Source organism: Micromonospora sp. C97, assembly GCF_018070385.1.
Taxonomy (GTDB): domain Bacteria; phylum Actinomycetota; class Actinomycetes; order Mycobacteriales; family Micromonosporaceae; genus Micromonospora; species Micromonospora parva.
Genome location: NZ_JAGPXU010000009.1, coordinates 52940 through 75068 on the forward strand (window position 1 = coordinate 52940; position 22129 = coordinate 75068).

16 protein-coding genes are annotated in these 22129 nt (G+C 68.9%); 7 read left to right on the forward strand and 9 right to left on the reverse strand.

The genetic code is table 11. The features are described from left to right. Position 1 precedes the first annotated feature (1 nt). Genes KBX26_RS14815 through KBX26_RS14825 form a run of 3 tightly spaced genes read right to left on the reverse strand, consistent with a single transcriptional unit; the run spans position 2 to position 3079 of the window. The gene (locus KBX26_RS14815; protein WP_030333847.1) at positions 2–829 is read right to left on the reverse strand and encodes a carbohydrate ABC transporter permease; all 828 of its coding nucleotides are present in this window, start codon (positions 827–829) and stop codon (positions 2–4) included. Beyond that, positions 829–1806, reverse strand: a complete 978-nt coding sequence (locus tag KBX26_RS14820; protein WP_247674970.1) for a carbohydrate ABC transporter permease — start codon at positions 1804–1806, stop codon at positions 829–831. The genes KBX26_RS14815 and KBX26_RS14820 overlap by 1 nt, the downstream gene beginning before the upstream one ends. Before the next feature lie 10 nt (positions 1807–1816). Continuing rightward, positions 1817–3079: an ABC transporter substrate-binding protein gene (locus KBX26_RS14825; RefSeq protein ID WP_210865646.1), complete on the reverse strand. Its 1263-nt coding sequence runs from the start codon at positions 3077–3079 to the stop codon at positions 1817–1819. A gap of 144 nt (positions 3080–3223) precedes the next feature. On the opposite strand from KBX26_RS14825, the gene KBX26_RS14830 reads away from it, so the two are divergent. Continuing rightward, complete coding sequence (locus tag KBX26_RS14830; protein ID WP_030333841.1) at positions 3224–3994, forward strand: FadR/GntR family transcriptional regulator; 771 nt, start codon at positions 3224–3226, stop codon at positions 3992–3994. A 72-nt stretch (positions 3995–4066) separates the two neighbouring features. Here KBX26_RS14830 and KBX26_RS14835 read toward each other — a convergent pair whose 3' ends face one another. From KBX26_RS14835 to KBX26_RS14845, 3 genes are all read right to left on the reverse strand, one after another. Next, entirely contained in the window at positions 4067–5452 is a 1386-nt protein-coding gene (locus tag KBX26_RS14835; RefSeq protein WP_210865647.1) for an RICIN domain-containing protein, read from the reverse strand. Positions 5453–5876: 424 nt separating this feature from the next. Beyond that, a complete protein-coding gene (locus tag KBX26_RS14840; RefSeq protein ID WP_210865648.1) occupies positions 5877–7343 on the reverse strand; it encodes an endo-1,4-beta-xylanase in 1467 nt (488 codons plus the stop codon). A gap of 609 nt (positions 7344–7952) precedes the next feature. Continuing rightward, a complete protein-coding gene (locus KBX26_RS14845) occupies positions 7953–8951 on the reverse strand; it encodes a PaaX family transcriptional regulator C-terminal domain-containing protein (RefSeq protein ID WP_210857602.1) in 999 nt (332 codons plus the stop codon). Positions 8952–9216: 265 nt separating this feature from the next. Between KBX26_RS14845 and KBX26_RS14850 the strand changes: the two genes are divergently transcribed. Next, positions 9217–10551, forward strand: a complete 1335-nt coding sequence (locus KBX26_RS14850) for a PHB depolymerase family esterase (protein ID WP_210865649.1) — start codon at positions 9217–9219, stop codon at positions 10549–10551. Between the two features lie 82 nt (positions 10552–10633). On the opposite strand, the gene KBX26_RS14855 is transcribed toward KBX26_RS14850, so the two are convergent. Together KBX26_RS14855 and KBX26_RS14860 are read right to left on the reverse strand one after the other, a co-directional pair. After that, positions 10634–12208: an arabinofuranosidase catalytic domain-containing protein gene (locus tag KBX26_RS14855; RefSeq protein WP_209444577.1), complete on the reverse strand. Its 1575-nt coding sequence runs from the start codon at positions 12206–12208 to the stop codon at positions 10634–10636. Positions 12209–12389: 181 nt separating this feature from the next. Further along, entirely contained in the window at positions 12390–14222 is a 1833-nt protein-coding gene (locus tag KBX26_RS14860) for an RICIN domain-containing protein (protein ID WP_210865650.1), read from the reverse strand. A gap of 299 nt (positions 14223–14521) precedes the next feature. Here KBX26_RS14860 and KBX26_RS14865 point away from each other — a divergent pair, with 299 nt between their 5' ends. The 4 genes from KBX26_RS14865 to KBX26_RS14880 are packed head-to-tail and all read left to right on the forward strand — an operon-like array spanning position 14522 to position 19340. Continuing rightward, the gene (locus tag KBX26_RS14865) at positions 14522–15760 is read left to right on the forward strand and encodes a sugar ABC transporter substrate-binding protein (RefSeq protein WP_030333826.1); all 1239 of its coding nucleotides are present in this window, start codon (positions 14522–14524) and stop codon (positions 15758–15760) included. An 18-nt stretch (positions 15761–15778) separates the two neighbouring features. Continuing rightward, entirely contained in the window at positions 15779–16750 is a 972-nt protein-coding gene (locus KBX26_RS14870) for a carbohydrate ABC transporter permease (protein ID WP_030333824.1), read from the forward strand. Next, the gene (locus KBX26_RS14875) at positions 16747–17571 is read left to right on the forward strand and encodes a carbohydrate ABC transporter permease (RefSeq protein WP_030333822.1); all 825 of its coding nucleotides are present in this window, start codon (positions 16747–16749) and stop codon (positions 17569–17571) included. The genes KBX26_RS14870 and KBX26_RS14875 overlap by 4 nt, the downstream gene beginning before the upstream one ends. A gap of 56 nt (positions 17572–17627) precedes the next feature. Then, positions 17628–19340, forward strand: coding sequence for an amylo-alpha-1,6-glucosidase (locus KBX26_RS14880; RefSeq protein ID WP_210857606.1), 1713 nt, complete (start codon positions 17628–17630; stop codon positions 19338–19340). 10 nt (positions 19341–19350) lie between these two features. On the opposite strand, the gene KBX26_RS14885 is transcribed toward KBX26_RS14880, so the two are convergent. Continuing rightward, positions 19351–20364 (reverse strand): LacI family DNA-binding transcriptional regulator, encoded by a 1014-nt coding sequence (locus tag KBX26_RS14885; RefSeq protein WP_210857605.1) that lies wholly within the window; start codon positions 20362–20364, stop codon positions 19351–19353. Between the two features lie 199 nt (positions 20365–20563). On the opposite strand from KBX26_RS14885, the gene KBX26_RS14890 reads away from it, so the two are divergent. Further along, positions 20564–22042, forward strand: coding sequence for an arabinofuranosidase catalytic domain-containing protein (locus KBX26_RS14890; protein WP_210865651.1), 1479 nt, complete (start codon positions 20564–20566; stop codon positions 22040–22042). Positions 22043–22129 lie beyond the last annotated feature (87 nt).

Sequence of the window (22129 nt, forward strand, 5' to 3'; positions counted from 1 at the left end):
GTCAACCCTTCGTGGAACCGGCGGCGACGCCGTCGGCAATTTGGCGCTGGAGGAACAGGTAGACCAACAGGACGGGTATCGCGGCGATCAGCACACCCGAGGCGAAGGTGGGAATGTTGTCGGAGTACTGCCCGCGCAACGAGGTCACCCCGATCATGAGCGTCCGGTGGTCGGCCGAGGGCATCATCACCAGCGCCATGAGGACGTCGTTCCAGCAGAACAGGGCGTTGAGGATGCCGACCGACAACAGCGCCGGGGTGCCCAGGGGCAGCATGATCCGGCGGTACACCCCGTACACGGTGCTGCCGTCGATCCGCGCGGCGTCCACGATCTCCGGCGGGATGCCCTTGTAGTAGCTCGTCATGAGGAAGACCGTGAAGGGCAGAAACTGGGCCACGTAGACCAGGATCAGGCCCGGGTAGGTGTCGATGAGCGCGGTGTCGGCCATGATCCGGGCGAGCGGCACCATGATCACCTGGAACGGGATGAAGAGCCCCGCGAGGCAACCCAGGAACAACGCCGATGAGCCACGGAACCGCAGCTGGCTCAGGGCGAAGCCGGCCATCGACCCGAACAGCAGCAGCAGGAGCACCGACGCCGTCACCACGAACAGCGAGTTGACGAAGTAGCGGCCCATGCCGACGCTGCTCCACGCCATGCTGATGTTCTCCCAGCGCAGCGCGTCGGTCAGCGAGAACCGGTCGAGGATGTAGTCGCGCCGCGTCTTCATCGCGACGTTGGCGGTGAAGAGCAGGGGGTAGATCGTCGCCAGCGCGAGCAGTGCCATCGGGACGGCGATCAGCCACCGTCCCAGTCGGATGCGAGACATCAGTCCTCCTTCCCCGCTCGTTCCAGCAGTTTGATCTGCATGAGCCCCACCACCAGCATGATCACGAAGAGGATCGTCGACGCTGCCGACGCGAGGGCCGGGCGGTTCATCTGGCCCTGCTGGATCCAGATGTAGTACTCCGGCAGGTACGTCGAGCCCTCCGGGCCGCCGCTGGTCATCACGAAGAGCAACCCGAACATCGAGGTCAGCATCCCGATCATCGTGGTCACGAAGACGAACTGGATGGTCCGGGCGAGGCTCGGAACGACCACGTGCCAGACGACCTGACGCAGCGACGCCCCGTCCACCCGGGCGGCGTCCAGGAGCGCGGCGTCCAGCGTGGCGAAGCCGGCGAGGAACACCACCAGCGCCATCCCGAAGGTGGCCCAGATGTGCACGCCCACCACCATGAACATCGCGATGTCCGGGTCTCCGAGCCAGTCCACCGGACCGACACCGACCGACCCGAGCACGGCGTTGAGCGGGCCGTCGAAGGCGAGCAGCAGGTTGAAGATCGCACCGACGATGACCGGTGAGAGCACCGCCGGGAAGAAGTAGACGCTGCGGTAGAAGCGGTGACCCGGCACCCGCAGGTAGATGAACGTCGCGAGGAGACCGGGGATCGCCACCGCCACCGGCAGCAGCAGCACCAGAAGCCCGACGTTGCTCAGCGCGGTCCGGAACAGCGGGTCCGCGAACAGCTCGCGGTAGTTGCCGAATCCGACCGCTGTGCCGTTCTGCGCGCCGTCGCCGGTGAAGGAGAAGTTGACGCCGAGGATCAGCGGGTAGAGCCGCAGCAGCACGATGATCAGGACGGCCGGGGCGACCAGGATGTAGGGGGCGTAACGCTCGGCCCCCGGGCCGCCACGGGCGCGACGCGGTCGTGCGCCGCTGCGATGGGCGGCGGCGGGGGTGACTGCCGCCCCGCCGGCCCGTCCGGCCGAAGCCGGACGGACCGATGGTTGCGTGTTTCCCATTGGCACGAGGTCAGCCCGCCTGGTCAGAAGCGGCCAACTGCTTCACCACCTCGTCGACGGTGATCGAACCGCTGAGGAGCTGCTGGGAGAGGCGCCCCATCAGGTCGATCGTCTTCGAGGAGAGCGCCACGTGCAGAGCGGGCTTGCCGCTCTTGAGCTCACCGACGATCGTGGAGACCGCCGGGCCGCCCGCCGACACGTCGATGGTGGTGTCGGCGGCGATCGCGCCGGCGTCAGCGTAGAAGGCCTTCAACGCCTCGGCCGAGCTCAGCGAGCGCGCCAGGTCGGCGGCCATCTTCGGGTCCTTCGTCCACTTGGCGACCGCGTAGCCGATGCCGCCGTCGTAGGGAAGGCTCGGGGTGGTGCCGGCGGTGACGACCGGGGCCTTCATGACGCCGAGCTTCTCCGGGGTGAGGAACTCGTTGAAGTCCTGCCAGTGACCCACGTCCGACATCAGGCCCATGACGTGGGCGGCCTTACCGGACTGGAAGAGCGCGAAGGAGTCGTTGAACATGGCGGTCGAGTTGGCCCCGTCGCTGTTCATCTTCTTGTCGCCGGTCTCCTTCCAGAGCTGGAAGAGCCGCTTGACGTTGGCCGAGTTCCAGTCGCGCTTGCCGGCGATCCAGGCGTCGTACTCGGCGGCGGTGAGGGTCGTCGAGCCCATGCTGGAGATCCAGAACTGGATGCCGACGCCCTCCTTGTTGCCGAGGGCGAAGCACTTGGAACCGGCCTTGGCGATGGCCGCGCAGTCGGCGACGAACTTGTCCCAGGTGGTGGCAGGGCTCGCCGGGTCGAGGTTGGCCTTCTGGTAGATCGCCTTGTTGTAGTAGATCGGGTAACCCTGCAGCGTCACCGGGGCGGCGTAGGTCTTGCCGTCCCTGGTGAACGCCTCCCAGCCGGCCAGCCGCTGCTTGTCCTCGGCCACGTACTCGTCGAGGGGCACCAGCGCGTCCACCCGGTCGCGGATCTGGCCGCCACCGTTGAACAGCATGACGTCCGGGCCCTTGCCGGACTGAATCGCCGCACCGAGCAGGGTGTAGTACTGATCGAAGGGCTGTGCGACGAACTCGACCTCGACGTCGGCGTGCTTCTTTTTGAAGTCGGCCTTGGCCTTGTCCAGATAGGATTTGGCGAACGGCTCGCCGGACTTCCAGTCCCACACCACCAACTTGCCGTCCGAGCTGGTTGACTTGCCCGAATCGCTAGCACTTCCACAACCGGCCAGGGCCAGGCCCACAACGAGGACGGCCGACCACATTGCGCGCTGTCTCATGTTGTCACCTCTATATGGGGGGTGGCCGGCGGGTGCCCCGCGAGCCAATGTTGACGGGAACGTAACTCGTATGACGTGTGACGTCAACACCCGGCCGTACACTGATCCGGACGTCGTGCCACGGCGAGCCATTCGGAGGGGGACATGACGCCACCACGGGAGACAGCCCTGAACAGCCCGGCGACCCCGGCGTGGGTGCGTCGGCCGACCAACCTCGCCAGGGCGGTCACCGCCGAACTGGTGGAGCGCATCGTCCGCGGCGTACACCCGTCCGGGACGTCCCTACCTCCCGAGCCGATCCTCTGCGAGACCTTCGGGGTGAGCCGGACCGTCGTCCGGGAAGCAGTGAAGATCCTCCAGGAGAAGGGGCTGGTGCAGGTCCGCCAGGGCGCCGGCACCATGGTCACCCCACCGGCACACTGGGACATGCTCGACGAGCTCGTCCTCGCCGCGACCATCGCCGTGGACGACAGCTTCGCCATCCTCGACGACCTGGTCGTCACCCGGCGGGTGCTGGAGTCCGACATGGCGAACGTCGCCGCCCGCCTCGCCGACACCGAGACCATCGAGCGCCTGCGGGCCATGGTCGACCGGATGGACGAGCTCGTCGACGACCACGTCACCTATCACGACCACGACCGGGCCTTCCACGACACGATCATGCAGGCGTCGGGGAACCGCATCGCTCGTGGCGTCGTCCGTGCGCTGGAGAGCCAGGTGATCAACACCGCCCGGTACATGGGCCGGACGGAACGCGCCCTGTGCGTGGCGTCCAACCAGGGCCACCGACGCATCTACGAACGCATCGCCGCCCACGACGCCAACGGCGCCGCCGAGGCGATGTTCACCCACATCACCGAGGCCTGGCTGGTCCGCCGCAACGGCTCGGGGAGCCCCGCCCGCCTCGAACGCTGACCGCCACCCCAGCCGGGACGGCGCCCACCCCCGGGGTACGGGAGCGGACGCCGCCGGCTGCGCCGATCAGTGTCACGAGAACTGGGCGAAGAACCTCCAGATCTCACCCTTGGTCCAGGTCGTGATGCCGCTCTCGGCGTAGGTGCCGTCCACCGGGCCGGGCATGTGACCGTTGTCGTACGCCGCCCACTGCACCGGGTAGCCGGCCCGGCAACCGGAGTAGGCGGTCGTGATGTGCGTACGACTGCCGCCGGCCGGCTCGGGCGGGTTCTGGGCGGTGCAACCGTTGTTGCGGACGAAGGTGTCGCGCAACGCCCTGCCCTGGGAGATGTTCAGGACGTTGTCCGAGATGCCGTGCAGCCCGAAGTACGCGATCGGCTGGGTGCCGCCGCTGCACCCGCTGATCTGCGCGCCGGAGATGACAGCGACCGCCCGGAAGACGGTGGCCCGTGCGCAGGCGACGGCGTAGCTCATGCCGCCACCCCAGCTGAAGCCGAGCGCGAACCGCTGCCTCGGGTTGACGCAGAGGCTGCTCTCGATCCGGCTGATCATGTCGTCGACGAAGGTGATGTCCTCACCGCCGGAGTTGCCCCAGCCGTTGCCGAATCCCTGCGGCGCCACCAGGATCGCGCTGTTGTTCGACTGCTCCTGCTGCCCGTAGTAGGACCAGGCGGCCCCGCTGGTGCCGCCGGAGGAGATCTCCTGCATGGTGCCGCCCCGCCAGTGGAAGGCGAAGATCAGCCGGTACGGGTTGCTGTTGTTGTAGTTGGCGGGCACCCGCAGGATGAAGGTTCGGCTCTTGCCGTTGCTCTGGATCGTGTGCGTGCCGCTGGCCAGCGTCGGCGCCTTGCCGCACCCGCTGCCGCCGGTCGGCGGTGGGTTGCTGCCGCCGACGGGAACGAGTTGCCACTGCTGGTTGGTGCCGCCCCAGTCGGCGTACTGCACGATGTTGCCACCGTCGGCGGTGGACGCGCCCTGCACCTCGACGACCTTGTTGCTGTTGCGGTTGATCAGCCGGACGTAGCCACCGTCCGAGTCGGCCAGCCGGAACTGCTGGTTCGTCCCGTTGAGGTCGGACCACTGCACGATCGCCCCGCCGTCGGCGGTGGAGAAGTTGCTGACGTCGAGCACCTTGCCCGAGTGCCGGGACTTGACCCGGTAGTAGCCGCCCCCGGAGTCCACGAACTGCCACTGCTGGTTGGTGCCGTTGTTGCGCGTCCACTGGCTGATCCGCGCACCGTCGTTGGTGGCCGAGGCGTACAGGTCCAACGCCTTGCCGCTGTTCCGGTTCACCAGGGTGTACCAGGCGTTGGTGTCCACTGTCGCTGCCGCCGCGGGCGCCGCGTTGACGGCGACGAGGGTGCTGGCTGCCATGACCGTGGCCGCAGCAGCGGCCAACCCTGACCGCCAGCGACGTCTCTGTCGAGAGGCGGGACGAGCCTCACCGAGGGCTTTCATGTCCACTCCTTCGATCGGGGTCACCCAGGAGCGGAGAGCCGCGGGTGCCCTGGCGTGCGTGCCGGCGTCGTGGTGGTGGCGTCAGCACGTCTGGGGGTGTTGTGCGGGCATCCTGCGGCCTTCGGCGCACGTCGATGGCGATGCCGCGATCCGGGCTTCGGAGCAGGCCGCGTCGAGCCGCGCGGCGCGACGCCCTGGCTCCCGGCTGCCGCGTCGCCCGCTGGTGAAAATTAGCGGCAAAGACGTCATACGTCAAATGACTGTCATCGATTCGAATCGTGGCCCGAAACGACTACCTGATGGTCGCGGTGGCCCGCCCCCACCCGGGGACGGGCCACCGGTCGTCACACCTCGCCGGGGCGGGCGCCGGCCGGATCCCGGTCGGCCGGCAGCCCTTCTCCCCCAGCTCAGGCAATGGCAGCGACTAGCCGATCCGGACCAGCTGCCACTGCTGGTTCGTGCCGCCCCAGTCGGCGTACTGCACGATGTTGCCACCGTCGGCGGTGGACGCGCCCTGCACCTCGACCGCCTTGTTGCTGTTGCGGTTGATCAGGCGCACATAGCCATCAGACGAATTGGCGAGTCGGAACTGCTGGTTCGTGCCGTTGAGGTCGGACCACTGCACGATCGCGCCGCCGTCGGCGGTGGAGAAGTTGCTGACGTCGAGCACCTTGCTGGAGTTGCGCGACTTCACCCGGTAGTAGCCGCCGCCCGAGTCCACGAACTGCCACTGCTGGTTGTTGCCGTTGTTGCGCGTCCACTGGCTGATCCGCGCGCCGTCGCTGGTGGCCGAGGCGTACACGTCCAGTGCCTTGCCGCTGTTCCGGTTCAGCAGCACGTACCAGGCGCTGGTGTCCACCCCGGTGCCCGGCGGGGGCGTGGTGGGCGGGGTGGAGCCGCCGTTGAGGGCGTCCAGGACGGCGTTGTACGCGGCCTTCTTGTTGCCGTTGCAGTCGAACAGCAGCGCGTTGTCCGAGCCACGCCACGAGTCGCAGTCGCGTACCCCCCAGGTGGTGATGCCGGTGCAGCGCGAGACCGCCAGGCAGGCGCGGGTGACGGCGCCGTAGATGTTGGCCTGGTTGCCACCGGTCATCACGTCCAACTCGGTGATCTGCACGTCCACACCGAGATCGGCGAAACGCTGCAGGTTGGCCTGGTAGTCACCGGCCAGCGAGGTACCCAGGTGCGACTGGAACCCCACACAGTCGATCGGCACACCACGGGACTTGAAGTCCCGCACCATGTTGTAGATCCCCGTCGACTTCGCGTTGATCCCGTCGGTGTTGTAGTCGTTGTAACACAACTTCGCACCCGGATCCGCCGCCCGCGCCGCCCGGAACGCCGCCTCGATCCAGTCATTACCGGTGCGCTGCAGGTTCGAGTCACGACGCCCACCCGAACCACCGTCGGCGAACGCCTCGTTCACCACGTCCCACGAGTGAATCTTGCCCCGGAAGTGCGTCGCCACCTGGGTCACGTGGTTGATCGCCGCGTTGCGCAACGCGCTACCCGACATGCCCTGGGCCCAACCCGGCTGCTGCTGGTGCCACAGCAGCGTGTGACCCCGAACGCTCATGCCGTTGGCCTGCGCGTGGCTGACCAGGCGGTCACCACTGGAGTAGGTGAACACACCCTGCTGCGGCTCGGTCGAGCTCCACTTCATCTCGTTCTCGGCCACGACACTGTTGAACTCACGGTTCAGGATCGTCGTGTAGGCGCTGGTCGACAGCTTGCCGACGGCGACAGCCGCGCCGAAGTAGCGGCCCTTCTCGGCGGCGGCCGCCTTCAGGGTCGTGCCGGCGCCGGCTGCGGGAGTCAGCGCCACGGTCATACCGGTGGTGAGGGCGACGGCGAGGGCCGCCGCCGCCAGCAACGTTCTCGGTGATTTCATGTCGTTCCTTCTCAGTGGGTGCATCGGTGGTGGTGATGTGCCACTTCAGTCAGGACGGCCCCTGGTGCCGGCGCACATGGTTGGGGAAGGCGTTCGCCGGCACCGCCGGGAGCCCTGAGGTGACGTCCGCCTGCCCGGATGGACGCCGAGAACCGAGAAACGACGCGTAGGGCCCGCCCGGTGAACCCAACGAAACGATCGTCCTCTATATCGAGAGTGAGCGATAACATGTCGTTCGTCAAGACGAAATGAGCCGTTCACGCCGACGCGCCGGAACACCTCGCCCCGATCACCACCCGCCGCCTGCGAGGATCCGCGTCATTCGCCGCGCGACCTGCCGGAACGGCCGCGCCACGGCGCTACCGAAAGACGCCTGAGGGTGGCTCTGTTATCGCTCACAGCTAGCAAGCGAGACCGGGCACGGGCGGCGGCGGGGCAGGCGATCCGGCGACCAGAGGTCGTCCTTATCGGCAACGCGCGCCTACGTGGAGGTCAGCTCCTGCGCCAGCCGATCCAGACCGTCCTTGATCAGCTGCCCGTAGGCGTCATCGCCAAGCGCGCCGACCCCAGACCCCGAGTGCGCCATCGGCACGATCCACGTAATTCTCGTCAGCCGGCAGAACCGCCGTGCCCATGCTCGGCCAGGCTCGCCTCGACGCGTACACCGGCGAGCATGTCGGCGGTGGTGTGTGCCCGGATGTCGGGCTGTGTGCCGTCGGCAAACCGGGCGACGACCGCCCGAACGTGCCGCTCGGCGGGCGCGGCGAGGCCGTCGTAGACGGCCGCGAACAACTCCTGCGCCGGCCGCCGGAGCCACCCCTGCGGAAGAAGCTCCAGGGGCAACTGCGGATCGAGTACGGGAAACCGCCGGAAGGTGTCCATCACCTCGGTACGCGCCCGCACCGCGGCAACCCCGTCGACCTCCCCGGACACCACAGCGGGCAGCAGCGGCGTCCAGCGCCGCAGGAACGCGTCGTAGCTCCGGCTGATCGCCTGGATGTCCCAGGCCTCGATCGGGGCACGATGAGCCGCCGAGCCGAGCGGGGTCTGTCGGCCGCGAAACACCGTCACGGCACCGAGGGTGAGCTGGTCGAGCCGAGCCCGAGCCGGAGCGTTCAGTTCGCGCGGCGAGATCCACAGCCCGTCGTACAGCGGCGCGTAGCCGAGCCACCGCAGCTGAGCCCGCAGCGCCCGTCGCTGCGTGCTCAGCTCCTGCGGCAGCGAGAAGGCGACAACCGTCCAGCACCCGTCCCATCGCACCGTCGAGGTGGTGGAGGCGAGGATCCAGTGGGCGCCCGCGGAGAGGCTGGCCGCCGCTGCGCGGCTGAGGCGGTACGAGCTGCGGCGCCCCAGTCGGCTGCCCTCCAGGACCCCGCGGCGGGCCAGCCGGCTGATCGCGGTGCGCGCCCCGGCCGTCGTCACGCCGGTCTCTCCGAGCAGCGCCACGATGGCGGCGGACGGCAGGGGGACACGGGTCCGCAGGGTGTAGTCCGCCAACAGGGTCACGGCGACCCCCTGGGGGGAGTTGCCCACCTGCCGCCTGGGCAGCCGGAGTTCGTGATCTCCGTCGTCCGGATATATCTCGTCGATGTCGAACGGGCTTGCCACAGGCGCTCCGTGCTCTTCAGGGACGGTGTGACGACTGTAGACGGATCGCCGCTCCCCGCCGAGCCCCGGGACCGCCTCGCGATAGAGAAACTTCGATTGACACTTGTCGGTCCGAGGGGAACACTAATTGCCACGCAATGCCGTCCGGAGCCGGGCAGGGCAAGCCACAGGTAGCGGGCAGGCGCGATCACGCGGGAACCGGGCGCACCCGCTGACGGATCGCGCGACCAATCCCAGCCGAACCGGCAATCGAAGGAGTCGTCCGTTGAGAATCAAGAGAAAACTGCTGCTCGCCCTCGCCGTGCCGCTGCTGACAGCCGGCCTGCTGGTCCCCGCGCTCCGACCCGCGTACGCGGCGTCGCTGACCGAGGTGACCAGCTTCGGTGACAACCCGGGTCGGATGCGCATGCACGTCTACGTGCCGGACAACCGCCCGGCCCGCCCGGCGGTCGTGGTGGCCATGCACGGCTGCGGAGGATCCGGCCCCGGCTTCTACTCCGGGAGCGAGTTCGCCAGCCTCGCGGACCGCTACGGATACATCGTCATCTACCCGTCCGCCACCCAGCAGGCCGGGTTCGGCAACTGCTTCGACACCTGGTCGGACGCCGCCAAGCGACGTGGTGGCGGCAGCGACCCGGTGTCGATCATCTCCATGATCCGGTACGTGCAGCAGCAGTACGCGGCCGACGGGGACCGGGTCTACGCCACCGGCAGTTCCTCCGGCGGCATGATGACGAACCACATGCTGGCGCTCTACCCCGACGTGTTCAAGGCCGGCGCCGCGTTCATGGGCGTGCCGTTCAACTGCTTCGCCAACGCGGCGGACTACCCGCCCGGCAGCAGCCAGTGCACCGGCGGCAACATGAACCGGACCCCGCAGCAGTGGGGCGACGCGGTCCGCCAGGCGTACCCGGGTTACTCCGGGCCCCGCCCGCGCGTGCAGCTGTGGCACGGCACCAGCGACACGCTCGTGCCGTACTCGTTGCTGCAGGAGACGATCGAGCAGTGGACCAACGTGTTTGGGCTGAGCCAGACACCCACCTCCACCGACACGCCCCAGGCCAACTGGAACCGGCGTCGCTACGCCGACAGCAACGGCACCGTCCAGGTTGAGGCGTACAGCATCCAGGGGGCCGGGCACAGCCTGCCCTCCGGCGGAATGGCTGCCGCGGCCCTGCAGTTCTTCGGCCTGACCAACCCCACGACGCCGCCGCCGACCACCCCGCCGCCGACGACGCCACCCCCGACCACGCCGCCGCCCACCACGCCGCCGCCGGCCAACGGCGCCTGTCGGGTGAGCGTCGCCGTCAACGCCTGGAACAACGGCCTGACCGAGAACATCACCATCACGAACACCAGCACCAGCGCCGTCAACGGCTGGTCACTGGTCTTCACCCTGCCGGGCGGGCAGACCATCACCTCGGGCTGGAACGCCACCTACTCGCCCAACTCCGGGCAGGTGACGGCCCGCAACGTCGCCTACAACGGCGGCATCCCCGCCAACGGCTCGGTGACCATCGGCTTCCAGGCCACCCACACCGGCAACAACGCCGGGCCGTCCTCGTTCACCCTCAACGGCGCGTCCTGCGCCATCGCCTGAGACCAGGCTGGCGTCGACGAGACAGTGCGCCGGTCACCACCGCGTGGTGACCGGCGCACTCCCCCGTTCCGGCGTCACCGGGTCAGCGGTAACCGGCGCCCACCACGCTGGCCTGCACCGCGTTCTCGGTCGCGTCGGACGGGTAGCCGGCGACCATGGCCCCCTCGTAGAAGGTGCCGGCGCTGAGGTTCGCGCCGCCGTCGGGCTTGCAGCAGTCACCGCCGCTGCCCAGGATGATCGCGCCCTGCTTCTTCATCGGGCTGTATCCCGGCGGGAGCGAGCCGTCGTACAGTGTGTAGAGGCTGCCGGACTGGGCGTCGCTGCCCTTGATGGCGAAGCGGGTCGTGCCGTTGTTCTTCAACGTCGCGGTCACGAACTTGCTGGTGAAGGCACGCTGGTTCGGGTTCCAGGCCTGGCTGCCACCTGGGAAGAGGCCCCACTCCAGGTCCGCCTGCACCCAGGGCCCGCTGCCGGAGCAGCCGCCGAACCAGCACTGCTTGCTGAAGTTGATGGCGTCCATCGCCCCGGCGGCGTCGGCCTTCCTGGTCGTCTCGCTGTTGCCGTAGTCGAAGCAGCAGCCGCTGTTGACGTGGGTCCCGCTGGTCACCATGTACATGCCCTCGGGAGCCGCGCCGGTCGGCACGCCGGTGAGGTGCCCGTCGCGCCAGTAGCTGTTACCGGGATTGATGTAGAGCGAGTACGCCTTCGCGCCGCCCACGGTCAGCGACTCCGAGGTCGCGATCGCCGGCTTGCTCTGGGGCGAGCCCGGCACCACGCTCGACCCCTGGTACCAGAGGTCGTTGCCACGCCCGGACTGGTCGAAGACCACGGTGATCACGCAGGTCGTGCCGGCGCAGAACGAGTCCTGCGTGGCCGCGTTGGCGGTGCCGCCGGTTGCCGTGAGCCCGATGTTGCGGGTCGTGTTGTCCGACGAGCGTCGGACCTGGTACAGGTTGCCGGCGTACGCCTCGTAGAGCGCTCGCGTGGTGCTGTGCGCGGCGATGCACGGGGTGCCGCCGGAGGCGTAGATGTCGCACGGGCGCGCGCCGGTGGGCGGGTTGGTCGGCGGCGGGGTGGTGGTCGGCGAGGCCCACTGCTGGTTGGTGCCGCCGTTGCAGGCCCAGAGGATGATTTTGGTGCCGTTGGCGGTGGCCGCGCCGTTGGCGTCGAGGCAGAGCCCGGACTGCACGCCGGTGACGGTGCCGTTGCTGTTGACGTTCCACTGCTGGTTGTTCTGGCCGTTGCAGTCCCAGATGATCACCTGGGTGCCGTTGGTGGTGCCCCGGCCGGAGGCGTCCAGGCACTTGTTGCCGTACACCTGGAGTTGCTTTGTCGACGTCCAGGTCCAGCTCTGGCCGGCGCTGCCGTTGCAGTCCCAGAGTTGCGTCTGGGTGCCGTTGGTGGTGCTGGAGTTGGGCACTTCGAGGCAGCGGCCGGATGCGGTGCCGACGATGGGGGTGCTCTGCCCCGGTTGGATGGCGGCCGCCAGCGGCGCGGCGGCCGCCTCGGCGGACGGCGACGAGGCGCCCGGGGTGGCGCCGATGCCGACGAGAACGCCGACCAGAGCGCCCGCCACGGCGGTCAGCCGTCGGGCGCGACGACGTCTCGGGATGAGGTCACGGGCCTTTCCTGGCCCGATGGGGGACGGGGTTCGCACGGGGTGCTCCTCGGAAGTCGTGGAGGCGAGGGGGATTGTCGATGCGCCAGGTCAGTGGTGGCGGCGAATCGATTCGCAGCGAATCGTATGACCTTTGTGGAATTTATGTCAATGAATGCAATGCGACGTGACGCGCTGGCCGGGGGACCGACGGCCAGCGCGTCACCATTTCCCGGGACGCCTACCGCCCCAGGAGCCGCCACGTCTGGTTCAACGGGCTGCCCTGGTTGGCCGCCCGGCAGGTCCACTGGTGCACCTGCGCGCCGGCCGCCGTGGAGACCGCGTTGACATCGACGCACTTGCCACTGTGGCGGGCGATGAGTTGGTAGTCGTGCGAGTCGTTGCCGGCGTAGGTCACCTTGCGCAGCGTGAACTGCTGGTTGAGGCCGTTCAGGCAGGTCCACTGGTGCACCGCCGCGCCGTCGGCGGTGGACACGCCGCTGACGTCGAGACACTTGCCGCTCTGCTGGTTGACCACCGTGTAGGTGTTGGCCACGCCGGCCACCGGCCGGAAGTTCCACAGCTGCTGGTCACCCCCGTCGCAGTGGTTCTGCTGCTGGACGTTGCCGTCGGCGGTGCTCAGCCCGGCGTTGTTCAGGCACTGCTGGGAGTGTTGGGCCACCGCCACCGACTGGAAGCCACCGTCCGAGGGGGGCAGCAGCGTGACGGTGTAGGTGTCGGTCTGGTTGGTGTACGGCACTGTCACCGTCGCGTTGTTGTTGGAGACCGTGACCACGCTGTTCGAGACCGTGACCGGCCCCGGCACGGCGCCACCGCCGTTGTGCGGGATGCGTTGGGTGACGACCCGGACCTGGTTGTTCTGCACGATGCCGCTGGTGGTGTCCAGGCGTTGCAGGTTGACGGTCAGGTTCCCGGTGGTACGACCACCGCCGAGCAGGACCTTCGCCGACCCGGCCGTCTTCGTGCCGTACGCGTCGTACGACTGGCTGGGGGTCACCGCGACGTTCTCGCCGACCTGCGAGGCGTAGTAGCGGTAGTTCCACCACTCCCCCTTGGGCTGGTGCTGGCCGGCCGAGTTGCGGATCAACAGGTTGCCGAGGTCGTTGTGCAGGCTGCCGCCGCTGGCCCAGTTCGCCCGCAGGCCGTCGGCCCGGGCCCGCTCCAGACGCGCGATGTACCAGGCGCCGTCGGCCGGGTTCTGCTCGTCCGGCGCGCCGTACTCGTTGATCTGGTACGGACGCAGGTGGGCGATGCCGCGCGGGTCGAGGGTGGCGTTGGCGGCCGCGACGTTGGCGACCGGGTCACCGGGCAGCGAGTGCCAGCTGATGATGTCCGGCACCGTGTTGGTCGAGCGCACGAAGTCCAGGTACTGGTTCCAGAAGGCGTGCGTGGTCGACGGCACGCAGGCGCAGCTCGGCCCGACGATGAGCTGGCTGGGGAACTCCGCCCGGATGCGCTGGTAGGTCCGACGCCAGAGTTCGAGGTACTGGGAGATCGGCCGGTTCCAGAAGATGGTGATGTTGGGTTCGTTCCAGATGTCCCACTGCACCGACAGGCCGGACGCCCGTACGTCGCTGATCAGGCGGGTCAGGAAGTTGTCGTAGTCGGTCCAGTTGCCGTTGTCACCGGGGAATCGGGAGATTCCGGCACCGTCGGCGCCCCACAGGTCGTGCGGCAGGATAATGAACTTTCCGCCGAGGGACGTGGTCCGGCGCGCCTGGGCGAGGGTCGAGTTCCAGCGACGGTCGTACGTGCCGCCGACCCAGCCACTCCCCGGAAGCTGCGCGCCACCGGCGCGCATGTACTGGAACTTGACGTCCCGGTAGAAGTGGTCGGCGGGGCCGCTGGCGTTCTCGGTCATGCCGTAGATCCAGCCGGACGCGCGGTAGGTCGGCGCACCGCTGGTGGTGGAGAAGTTGACACTGATCGACTCGTCGGCGGCCTGGGCGGGGGACGCGACGACGGTGACGGCGGCGGCGGCGAGCAGGCCGACGACGAGTCGGGCCGCGAACACGCGGGCTCGTCCTGACCTGCTGCGGGACGGGGTTTTCACGGGCGGCTCCTTGGTGGGGCGCGGGGGACGCTCTCCGGAGGGCAGCGCTTGCGAATCGATTCGCACGGATCGTAGGACCACGAACTGAACGATGTCAATGAGATGACGGCGCGGTGACGTCCACGTTGCCCTGCGATCCTCCTCGACCGGCCGACCGGCTCTTGACCCCCGGCCACGCCCAGACCTATCTTCGGGCGAACCGATTCGTCGAATCGATTCGCCTCATGGTTGGACTGGTCCAACCCGCGACGATCAACCCACACACCCCACCTGACGATCGATTTGAAGTGAGGCACCAGATGACCGGACTGAATCGTCGGCGGCGCCTGGCCGCCGTCGCCGTGATAGCTCTCGCCGCAGTGACGGGCAGTGCCTGCTCGTCGTCCACCGACGGCCCCTCCGACGGGGGCGCCTACCTCGTCTGGGACCCGTATCCGCAGTTCGCCGACGACTCCGAGTGGGTCGCGCTGCTCAAGAAGTGCGGCACCTCGGCCGGAGTGACGGTCGAGCGAACCGGCTACGACACCACCGACCTGACCAACAAGGCGCTGCTCGCCGCCCAGCAGGGGAACTCGCCGGACGTGCTGATCGTCGACAACCCGGTCATCTCGACGCTGGCCGAGGCCGGTGCGCTCACCACCACCGACGACAACAAGCTGGACGTCTCCGCCATGGAGAAGAACCTGCTCGGCGCCGGCCAGAGCGACGGCAAGACCTACGGGGTGCCGATCGGGGCCAACACCCTCGCCCTCTACTACAACAAGGACCTGCTCACCGCCGCCGGCGTCGATCCCGCCACCGTCACGGACTGGACGTCGCTGACCGCAGCCCTGACCAAGGTCAAGGCCAAGGGGAAGAAGGGCATCACCTTCTCCGCGATCGGCACCGAGGAGGGCAGCTTCCAGTTCCTGCCCTGGTTCTGGGGATCGGGGGCCCAACTGACCAGCCTGGACTCGCCGCAGGCGGTGTCCGCGCTGACGCTCTGGACCGACTGGCTCAAGCAGGGCCACGCCCCCAACTCCGTCATCAACAACACCCAGACCACCAGCTGGCAGGAGTTCGCCACCGGCGACTACGCGTTCGCCGAGAACGGCACCTGGCAGTTGGCGAACGCGGAGAAGCTTCCCTTCGCGTACGGCACCATCCCGGTCCCGGCCAGCGCGGGCGGCCCGGCCCCGGCGCCCACCGGTGGTGAGTTCGTCTCCATCCCGGTGCAGAAGAACACCGGTCGTTACCAGACGTCGCAGCAGCTCGTCGCCTGTCTGACCAACGCCGACAACCTCCTCACCACGGACACCACGCTCTCCTACGTCGCACCCGTCGCCGCCGTGCAGGAGCGACAGGCGACCGCGGACCCGAAGCTCAAGGTCTGGGTGGAGGCGGTCCGGGCAGCCAAGGGCCGCACCGGTGACAACCTCGGTACGAAGTACCCGAAGATCTCCGAATCCCTGTGGACGGCGGTCCAGGCGGCCCTCAGCGGCGGGAAGTCACCACAGGAGGCGCTGACCGCCGCGCAGACCGCCGCCTCGACCAGGTAAGCGATCCGAACCGACACCATGCGCGCCACGACAGAGACCTCCACAGCCGTACGGGACCAGGGTGGGGCGGCGAGCACCGCCCCACCCGGGCCTCCCCCGTCCCGGGCCCGCCGGCCCAACCGATGGTGGGCCTGGGGCTTCCTGGCCCCGGTGACCATCTACCTGGCGGCCTTCTACGCCTACCCGCTCTACCGCAACGTCGAGTTGAGCCTGCGGGAGTACACCGTCCGCTCGTTCGTGCAGGGCGGGGCACCGTTCGCCGGCCTCGACAACTACCGGACGGTCCTGACCGACCCGGCGTTCTGGCCCACGCTCACGCACACGGTGGTCTTCACCGCGGCCTCGCTCGCCTTCCAGTTCACCATCGGGATGGCCCTGGCCCTCTTCTTCCACCAGCACTTCCCGCTGTCGCGCACGCTGCGGGCGCTGATCCTCGTACCGTGGCTGTTGCCGCTGATCGTCTCGGCGTCGACCTGGTCGTGGCTGCTCAACAGCGACTCGGGGCTGGTCAACGCGGCGCTCGGCGTCGTCGGGATCGACCCGGTCAACTGGCTCACCTCACCGGGCTGGTCGCTCACCTCGGTGGTCATCGCGAACGTCTGGATCGGCATCCCGTTCAACCTGGTGGTGCTGTACAGCGGCCTCCAGGCGATCCCGGCGGAGATGTACGAGGCGTCCGCGCTCGACGGCGCGACCGGGTGGCAACGGTTCTGGGGGATCACCTTCCCGCTGCTGCGTCCCGTCTCCGCGATCACGCTCCTGCTGGGGTTGATCTACACGCTGAAGGTCTTCGACATCATCTGGATCATGACCAGGGGTGGCCCGACCGGCTCCTCCGCCACGCTCGCCACCTGGTCGTACCGGCTCGGCTTCGGCAACCTGCTGCCCGAGTTCGGCCCGGGCGCGGCCATCGGGAACCTGCTCATCGTGCTGGCCCTGATCGCCGGCCTCGTCTACATCCGGATCGAGCGGAGGCAGCAGCTGCGATGACCACCTCGACGCCTCGGGCCTGGTGGAAGACCGGCGTCGGCCTGGTGCTGACCGGGCTGATGCTCTTCCCCGTCTACTGGATGATCAATGTGTCCTTCACCCGGGACCAGGACATGCGGGCCAGTCCCCCGCACCTGTTCCCCACGAACGGCACCCTGGACGGCTACCGGGCGGTGCTCGACCAGCAACTGCCGTACCTCGGCACCAGCTTCCTGGTCGGCCTCGGCACCGTGGCACTGACAGTCGCACTGGCCGCCCCCGCCGGCTACGCCCTGGCGAAGCTGCGGCCACCCGGCGGGCCGGCGCTGAGCTTCGTGCTGCTGATCGCGCAGATGATCCCGGGAATCATCATGGCGATGGGCTTCTACGCCATCTTCCTCACCCTCGGCGTCCTGAACACGCTGCCCGGCCTGATCCTGGCCGACACCACGCTCGCGGTGCCGTTCGGCGTCCTGATCTTCACGGCCTTCATGTCCGGCATCCCCGACGAGCTGCTCCAGGCCGCAGTGGTCGACGGCGCCGGTCGACTGCGGACCTTCTGGTCGGTGGTGCTGCCGGTCAGCCGCAACTCGATCGTCACGGTGTCGCTCTTCGCGTTCCTGTGGTCCTGGTCGGACTTCATCTTCGCCTCGACCCTGGCCGGAGGCGGCGACCACCAGCCGATCACCCTCGGCATCTACCACTACATCGGCAACAACAACCAGCAGTGGAACGCCATCATGGCCACCGCCGTCGTCGCCTCGATCCCCGCCGCCGTACTGCTGATCCTGGCCCAGCGCTACGTCTCGATGGGCGTGACCGCCGGCGCCGTCAAGGACTGACCATCCGCGGCGGTCGAGGACCGACCACCCGCACCACAGAGAGGCACCCGCCACCCATGACCGTCGCCCCGTCCGGTCCGGAGTTCGGAATCCAGGACATCCCGTTCAGCTACCGAGGATCCTGGTTCAACATCTCCCCGGTGGTAGCCGAGAAGACGTACGCCGACGATCTGCACCTGGTCTCGCACCAGACCGGGCTGCACCCCGTCCTGCGGCTCGCCCCCAGTGTCGCCGGCACCACCGTCGTCGCCACACCCACGGTGCTGACCTGGAACAACGGCACCGGCCGGATCGAGGCCGTCTACGACGGGCCGGACACCCTGCGGATCCGGGGCCACCGGCTCGGCCTGCGGGTGGCCGCCGCCGCGCACACCCTCACCCCGTTCAGCGGCACCTACCTGTACGCCGACCCGGTCGACGGGTCACACGTGTTCACCTCGTACGAGACCGGTCGCCGCTACCGGGTCACAGTGCTCTCCGGCGCTCTGTCGCGCACCGACGGCGCGCAGGCGCTCGGCACCGCCGGCCGGTCCGTGGACCTGCCGGGCGACCAGCCCTGGGAGATCGCGATCGAGGAGTACGCCACGGCGCGCCGCCCGTACGCCGGATCCGTCGCCTTCGAGCGGTTGTGCCGTGACCGGATGGCGGAGTTCACCGCGTTCGTCGACGCGATCGCGCCCTGGCGTGGTGCCCAGACCCCGGCCGCCGAGCTGGCCGCGTACGTCCTGTGGTCGGCCACCGTCGCTCCGGCGGGTTTCGTCACCCGACCGGCCGTGCTGATGTCCAAGCACTGGATGGACAAGGTGTGGAGCTGGGACCACTGCTTCAACGCGATAGCCCTGGCGGCCGGCGAGCCGGAGCTGGCCTGGCACCAGTTCCAGCTGCCCTTCGACCACCAGGACGAGACCGGCGCCCTGCCCGACTCGGTCACCCACTCCGAGGTCCTGCACAACTACGTCAAGCCCCCCATCCACGGCTGGGCCCTGCGTCACCTGCGCCGACGCCTTCCCGAGCCGCCGGATCGGGCGGCGCTGGCGCAGACCTACGACCGGCTGGCGCGCTGGACCGGGTTCTGGCTCGACGCGCGGCGGGCCCCCGGCCACGACCTGCCGCACTACCACCACGGCAACGACAGCGGTTGGGACAACGCCACCACCTTCGACGACAACCGGGTCCTCGAGACGGCCGACCTCGCCGCGTTCCTGGTGTCGCAGCTGCGCTGCCTCGCCGACCTCGCCACCGAGCTGGGTGAGCCCGCCGCCCGCTGGTCCCGGGAGGCCGACCGGATCCACGCTGCCATGCTGCGCGACCTGTGGGACGGTGAGCGTTTCCGCGCGCGTGACCCCCGTACCGGGCAGCGGCGATCCAGCCGCAGTCTGCTCGACCTGATGCCCGTCGCGCTGGGGGCCGACCTGCCGGCCCCGGTCGCCGCCGCGCTGGCGCGAGGCGTCGAAACCCACCTGACCACGCACGGGCTGGCCACCGAGCCGACGGATTCGGCCCACTACGTGGCCGACGGCTACTGGCGTGGCCCGATCTGGGCACCGTCCACGGTGCTGGTCGAGGACGGCCTGCGCCGGGCCGGGCAGACCGGGATCGCCGACGACATCAGCCGACGCTTCCTCGCCCTGTGTGAGAAGTCCGGCTTCGCGGAGAACTTCGACGCCGAGACCGGCACCGGCCTGCGCGACCGGGCGTACACCTGGACCGCGAGCAGCTATCTCATCCTCGCCGCCGCCGCGGAGCAACGGCGGGTCAGGGGCGGGTAGCCGGGTCGGATCAGCGGGCCCGGACCGGCCCGGTGCTGGAACGCAACGAGATGGGCGGGCTGTAGAGGCGGTGTCGTGGCACGGCGCCGGGAGCCGCGATGATCTCCAGCAGGAGCGCCACCGCCTCGGCGCCCATCTCGACCATCGGCACGTCGGCGGCGGTCAACGGCGGGCGGAAGTCCTCCGCCCAGTGCTGCGCGGCGACGCCGGTGACGGAGAAGTCGCGGGGCACCGACAACCCGGCGCCGGTCAGCGCGCGCTGCATCCCGGGCAGTGCGGCCTCGTTGATGGTGGCCACCGCGGTGACCTCCGGGTGCGTGGCGAGCAGCTGCTCCATGCACGCCTCGCCGGAGGCCGTGTCGTCGCCGCTGCAGACCTCCACGCCGGTCAGCCCCCGCTCCAGCGCCGCCGCACGAAAGCCGGCCAGCGCGCGATGGCTGGGGCCGTATCCGGCGGCCACCAGCTCCGCCGACCGGTTCACGAGGGCCACCTGCCGGTGCCCCAGATCGGCCAGGTGTTGCACGCACCGGGCGATCAGGCCGGCGTAGTCGATGTCGATCCAGCTCATCCCGTGCGGCTCGGCGGTCCGGCCGATCGTGACGAACGGCAGCCCGGCCGTGGTCAACCGGGTCACCCGGTCGTCGGCCAACCGGATCTCCATCAGGATCACGCCGTCCACCCGACGCCCGGTCACGATCCGTTCGAAGGACCGGTCATGGTCGCCACCGGAGGGGGACAGCAGCACATCGAGGTCGTGGCGGGCGGCCGCCTCGACGACGCTGGCGACGAAGCCCAGCTGCATGTCTGTCAATCGCTGGCTGGCCGGCGGGATGACCAGCCCGAGGGTGCGGGTGCGCCCCTCCTTCAGCGCGCGGGCGCTGGCGTTCGGCCGGTAGTTCAACTCGTCGATGACCGACTGGATGCGTTGCCGGGTCCCCTCCGAGACGCTGCGTTTCCCGCTGAGCACGTAGGAGACGGTGCTGCGGGACACCCCCGCCCGACGGGCGATCTCCCCGATGTTCATCAATCGCCCTCGAATCGATTCTTGCCCCGACACGGGGACGCACCTTGCACCGCCGACCAGCATATCCGTCCTCAGGCTCATCGATCGACAACCAACGTGTGCCAACTAGCGCTCATAGATGGGCGACTATTAATGTCACAGGTATGACGTGTGACGTCAATCTCCGCACCGCACCCCGTCCCGTACCGGAAAGGATCCGATGAATGTGAAGAGAAAACTGGGTCGCCTGATGGCCGCCGCCGGGACCCTGCTGGCAGTGGTCGTCAGCGCCGGCGTCTACGTGGTCTCGGACACCCCGGGCGTCGCCCATGCCGCCGGCACCGGCCCGTGCGACATCTACGCCTCCGGCGGCACACCCTGCGTGGCCGCGCACAGCACCACCCGCGCGCTGTACGGCGCCTACAACGGCCCGCTCTACCAGGTCCGACGCTCGTCGGACAACACCACCCGCGACGTGGGCGTACTCAGCGAGGGGGGCTACGCCAACGCCGCCACCCAGGACTCGTTCTGCGCCAGCACCAGCTGCGTCATCACGATCATCTATGACCAGTCCGGCCGCAACAACCGGCTCACCCAGGCACCGCCCGGCGGCTTCGCCGGCCCCGCACCCGGCGGTTGGGACAACCTCGCCGACGCGAAGGCGGCCCCGGTCACCGTCGGTGGCCAGAAGGCGTACGGCGTCTACATCGCCCCCGGCACCGGCTACCGCAACAACAACACCAACGGTGTCGCCACCGGCGACCAGCCCGAGGGCATCTACGCGGTCGTCGACGGCACGCACTACAACCAGTGGTGCTGCTTCGACTACGGCAACGCCCAGACCAACAACCTGGCCGACGAACGCGCCATCATGGAGACCGTCTACTTCGGCGCCAACAAGCAGTGGGGCTACGGCGCGGGCGCCGGCCCCTGGATCATGGCCGACCTGGAGTGGGGGCTGTTCTCCGGGGTGAACGCGGGCTACAACAACATCGCGTCCATCAACCACCGCTTCGTCACGGCCATGGTCAAGGGCGAGCCGAACCACTGGGCGATCCGGGGCGGAAACGCTCAGTCGGGCAGCCTGACGACCTACTTCGACGGGCCACGCCCCAACGGCTACCACCCGATGAAGAAGGAAGGGGCCATCCTGCTCGGCATCGGCGGCGACAACAGCATCACCGGCCGGGGCACGTTCTTCGAGGGCGTACTGACCTCCGGCTACCCGACGGCCGCCACCGAGAACGCCGTCCAGGCCAACATCAACGCCGCCGGCTACGCACCGGCCGGAGGCGGCAACCCGCAACAGAACGCCCAGGTCGTGGGCGGCCAGTCCGGGCGCTGCGTCGACGTACCGAACGGCACCACCACCAACGGCACCCAGGTCCAGCTCTGGGACTGCATCAGCAACAGCACCGCGCAGCGCTGGACCTACACCGCCGGCAAACAACTCCAGGTGTACGGCAACAAGTGCCTCGACGCCTTCGGCCAGGGCACCGCCAACGGCACCCAGGCCATCATCTGGGACTGCCACGGCGGCACCAACCAGCAGTGGAACCTCAACTCCAACGGCACCATCACCGGCGTCCAGTCCGGGCTCTGCCTCGACGCCAATGGCGCCGCCACCGCCAACGGCACCAAACTCATCCTCTGGGCCTGCAACGGTGGCAGCAACCAGCAGTGGTCCACCCGCAGCTGACCCACCCGCCCACTGATCGGTCGCGCCGCCCCCCGCAACGCAGCCGGGGGCGGCACGACCGGCGACGTCCCACATCGGCATCGTTGC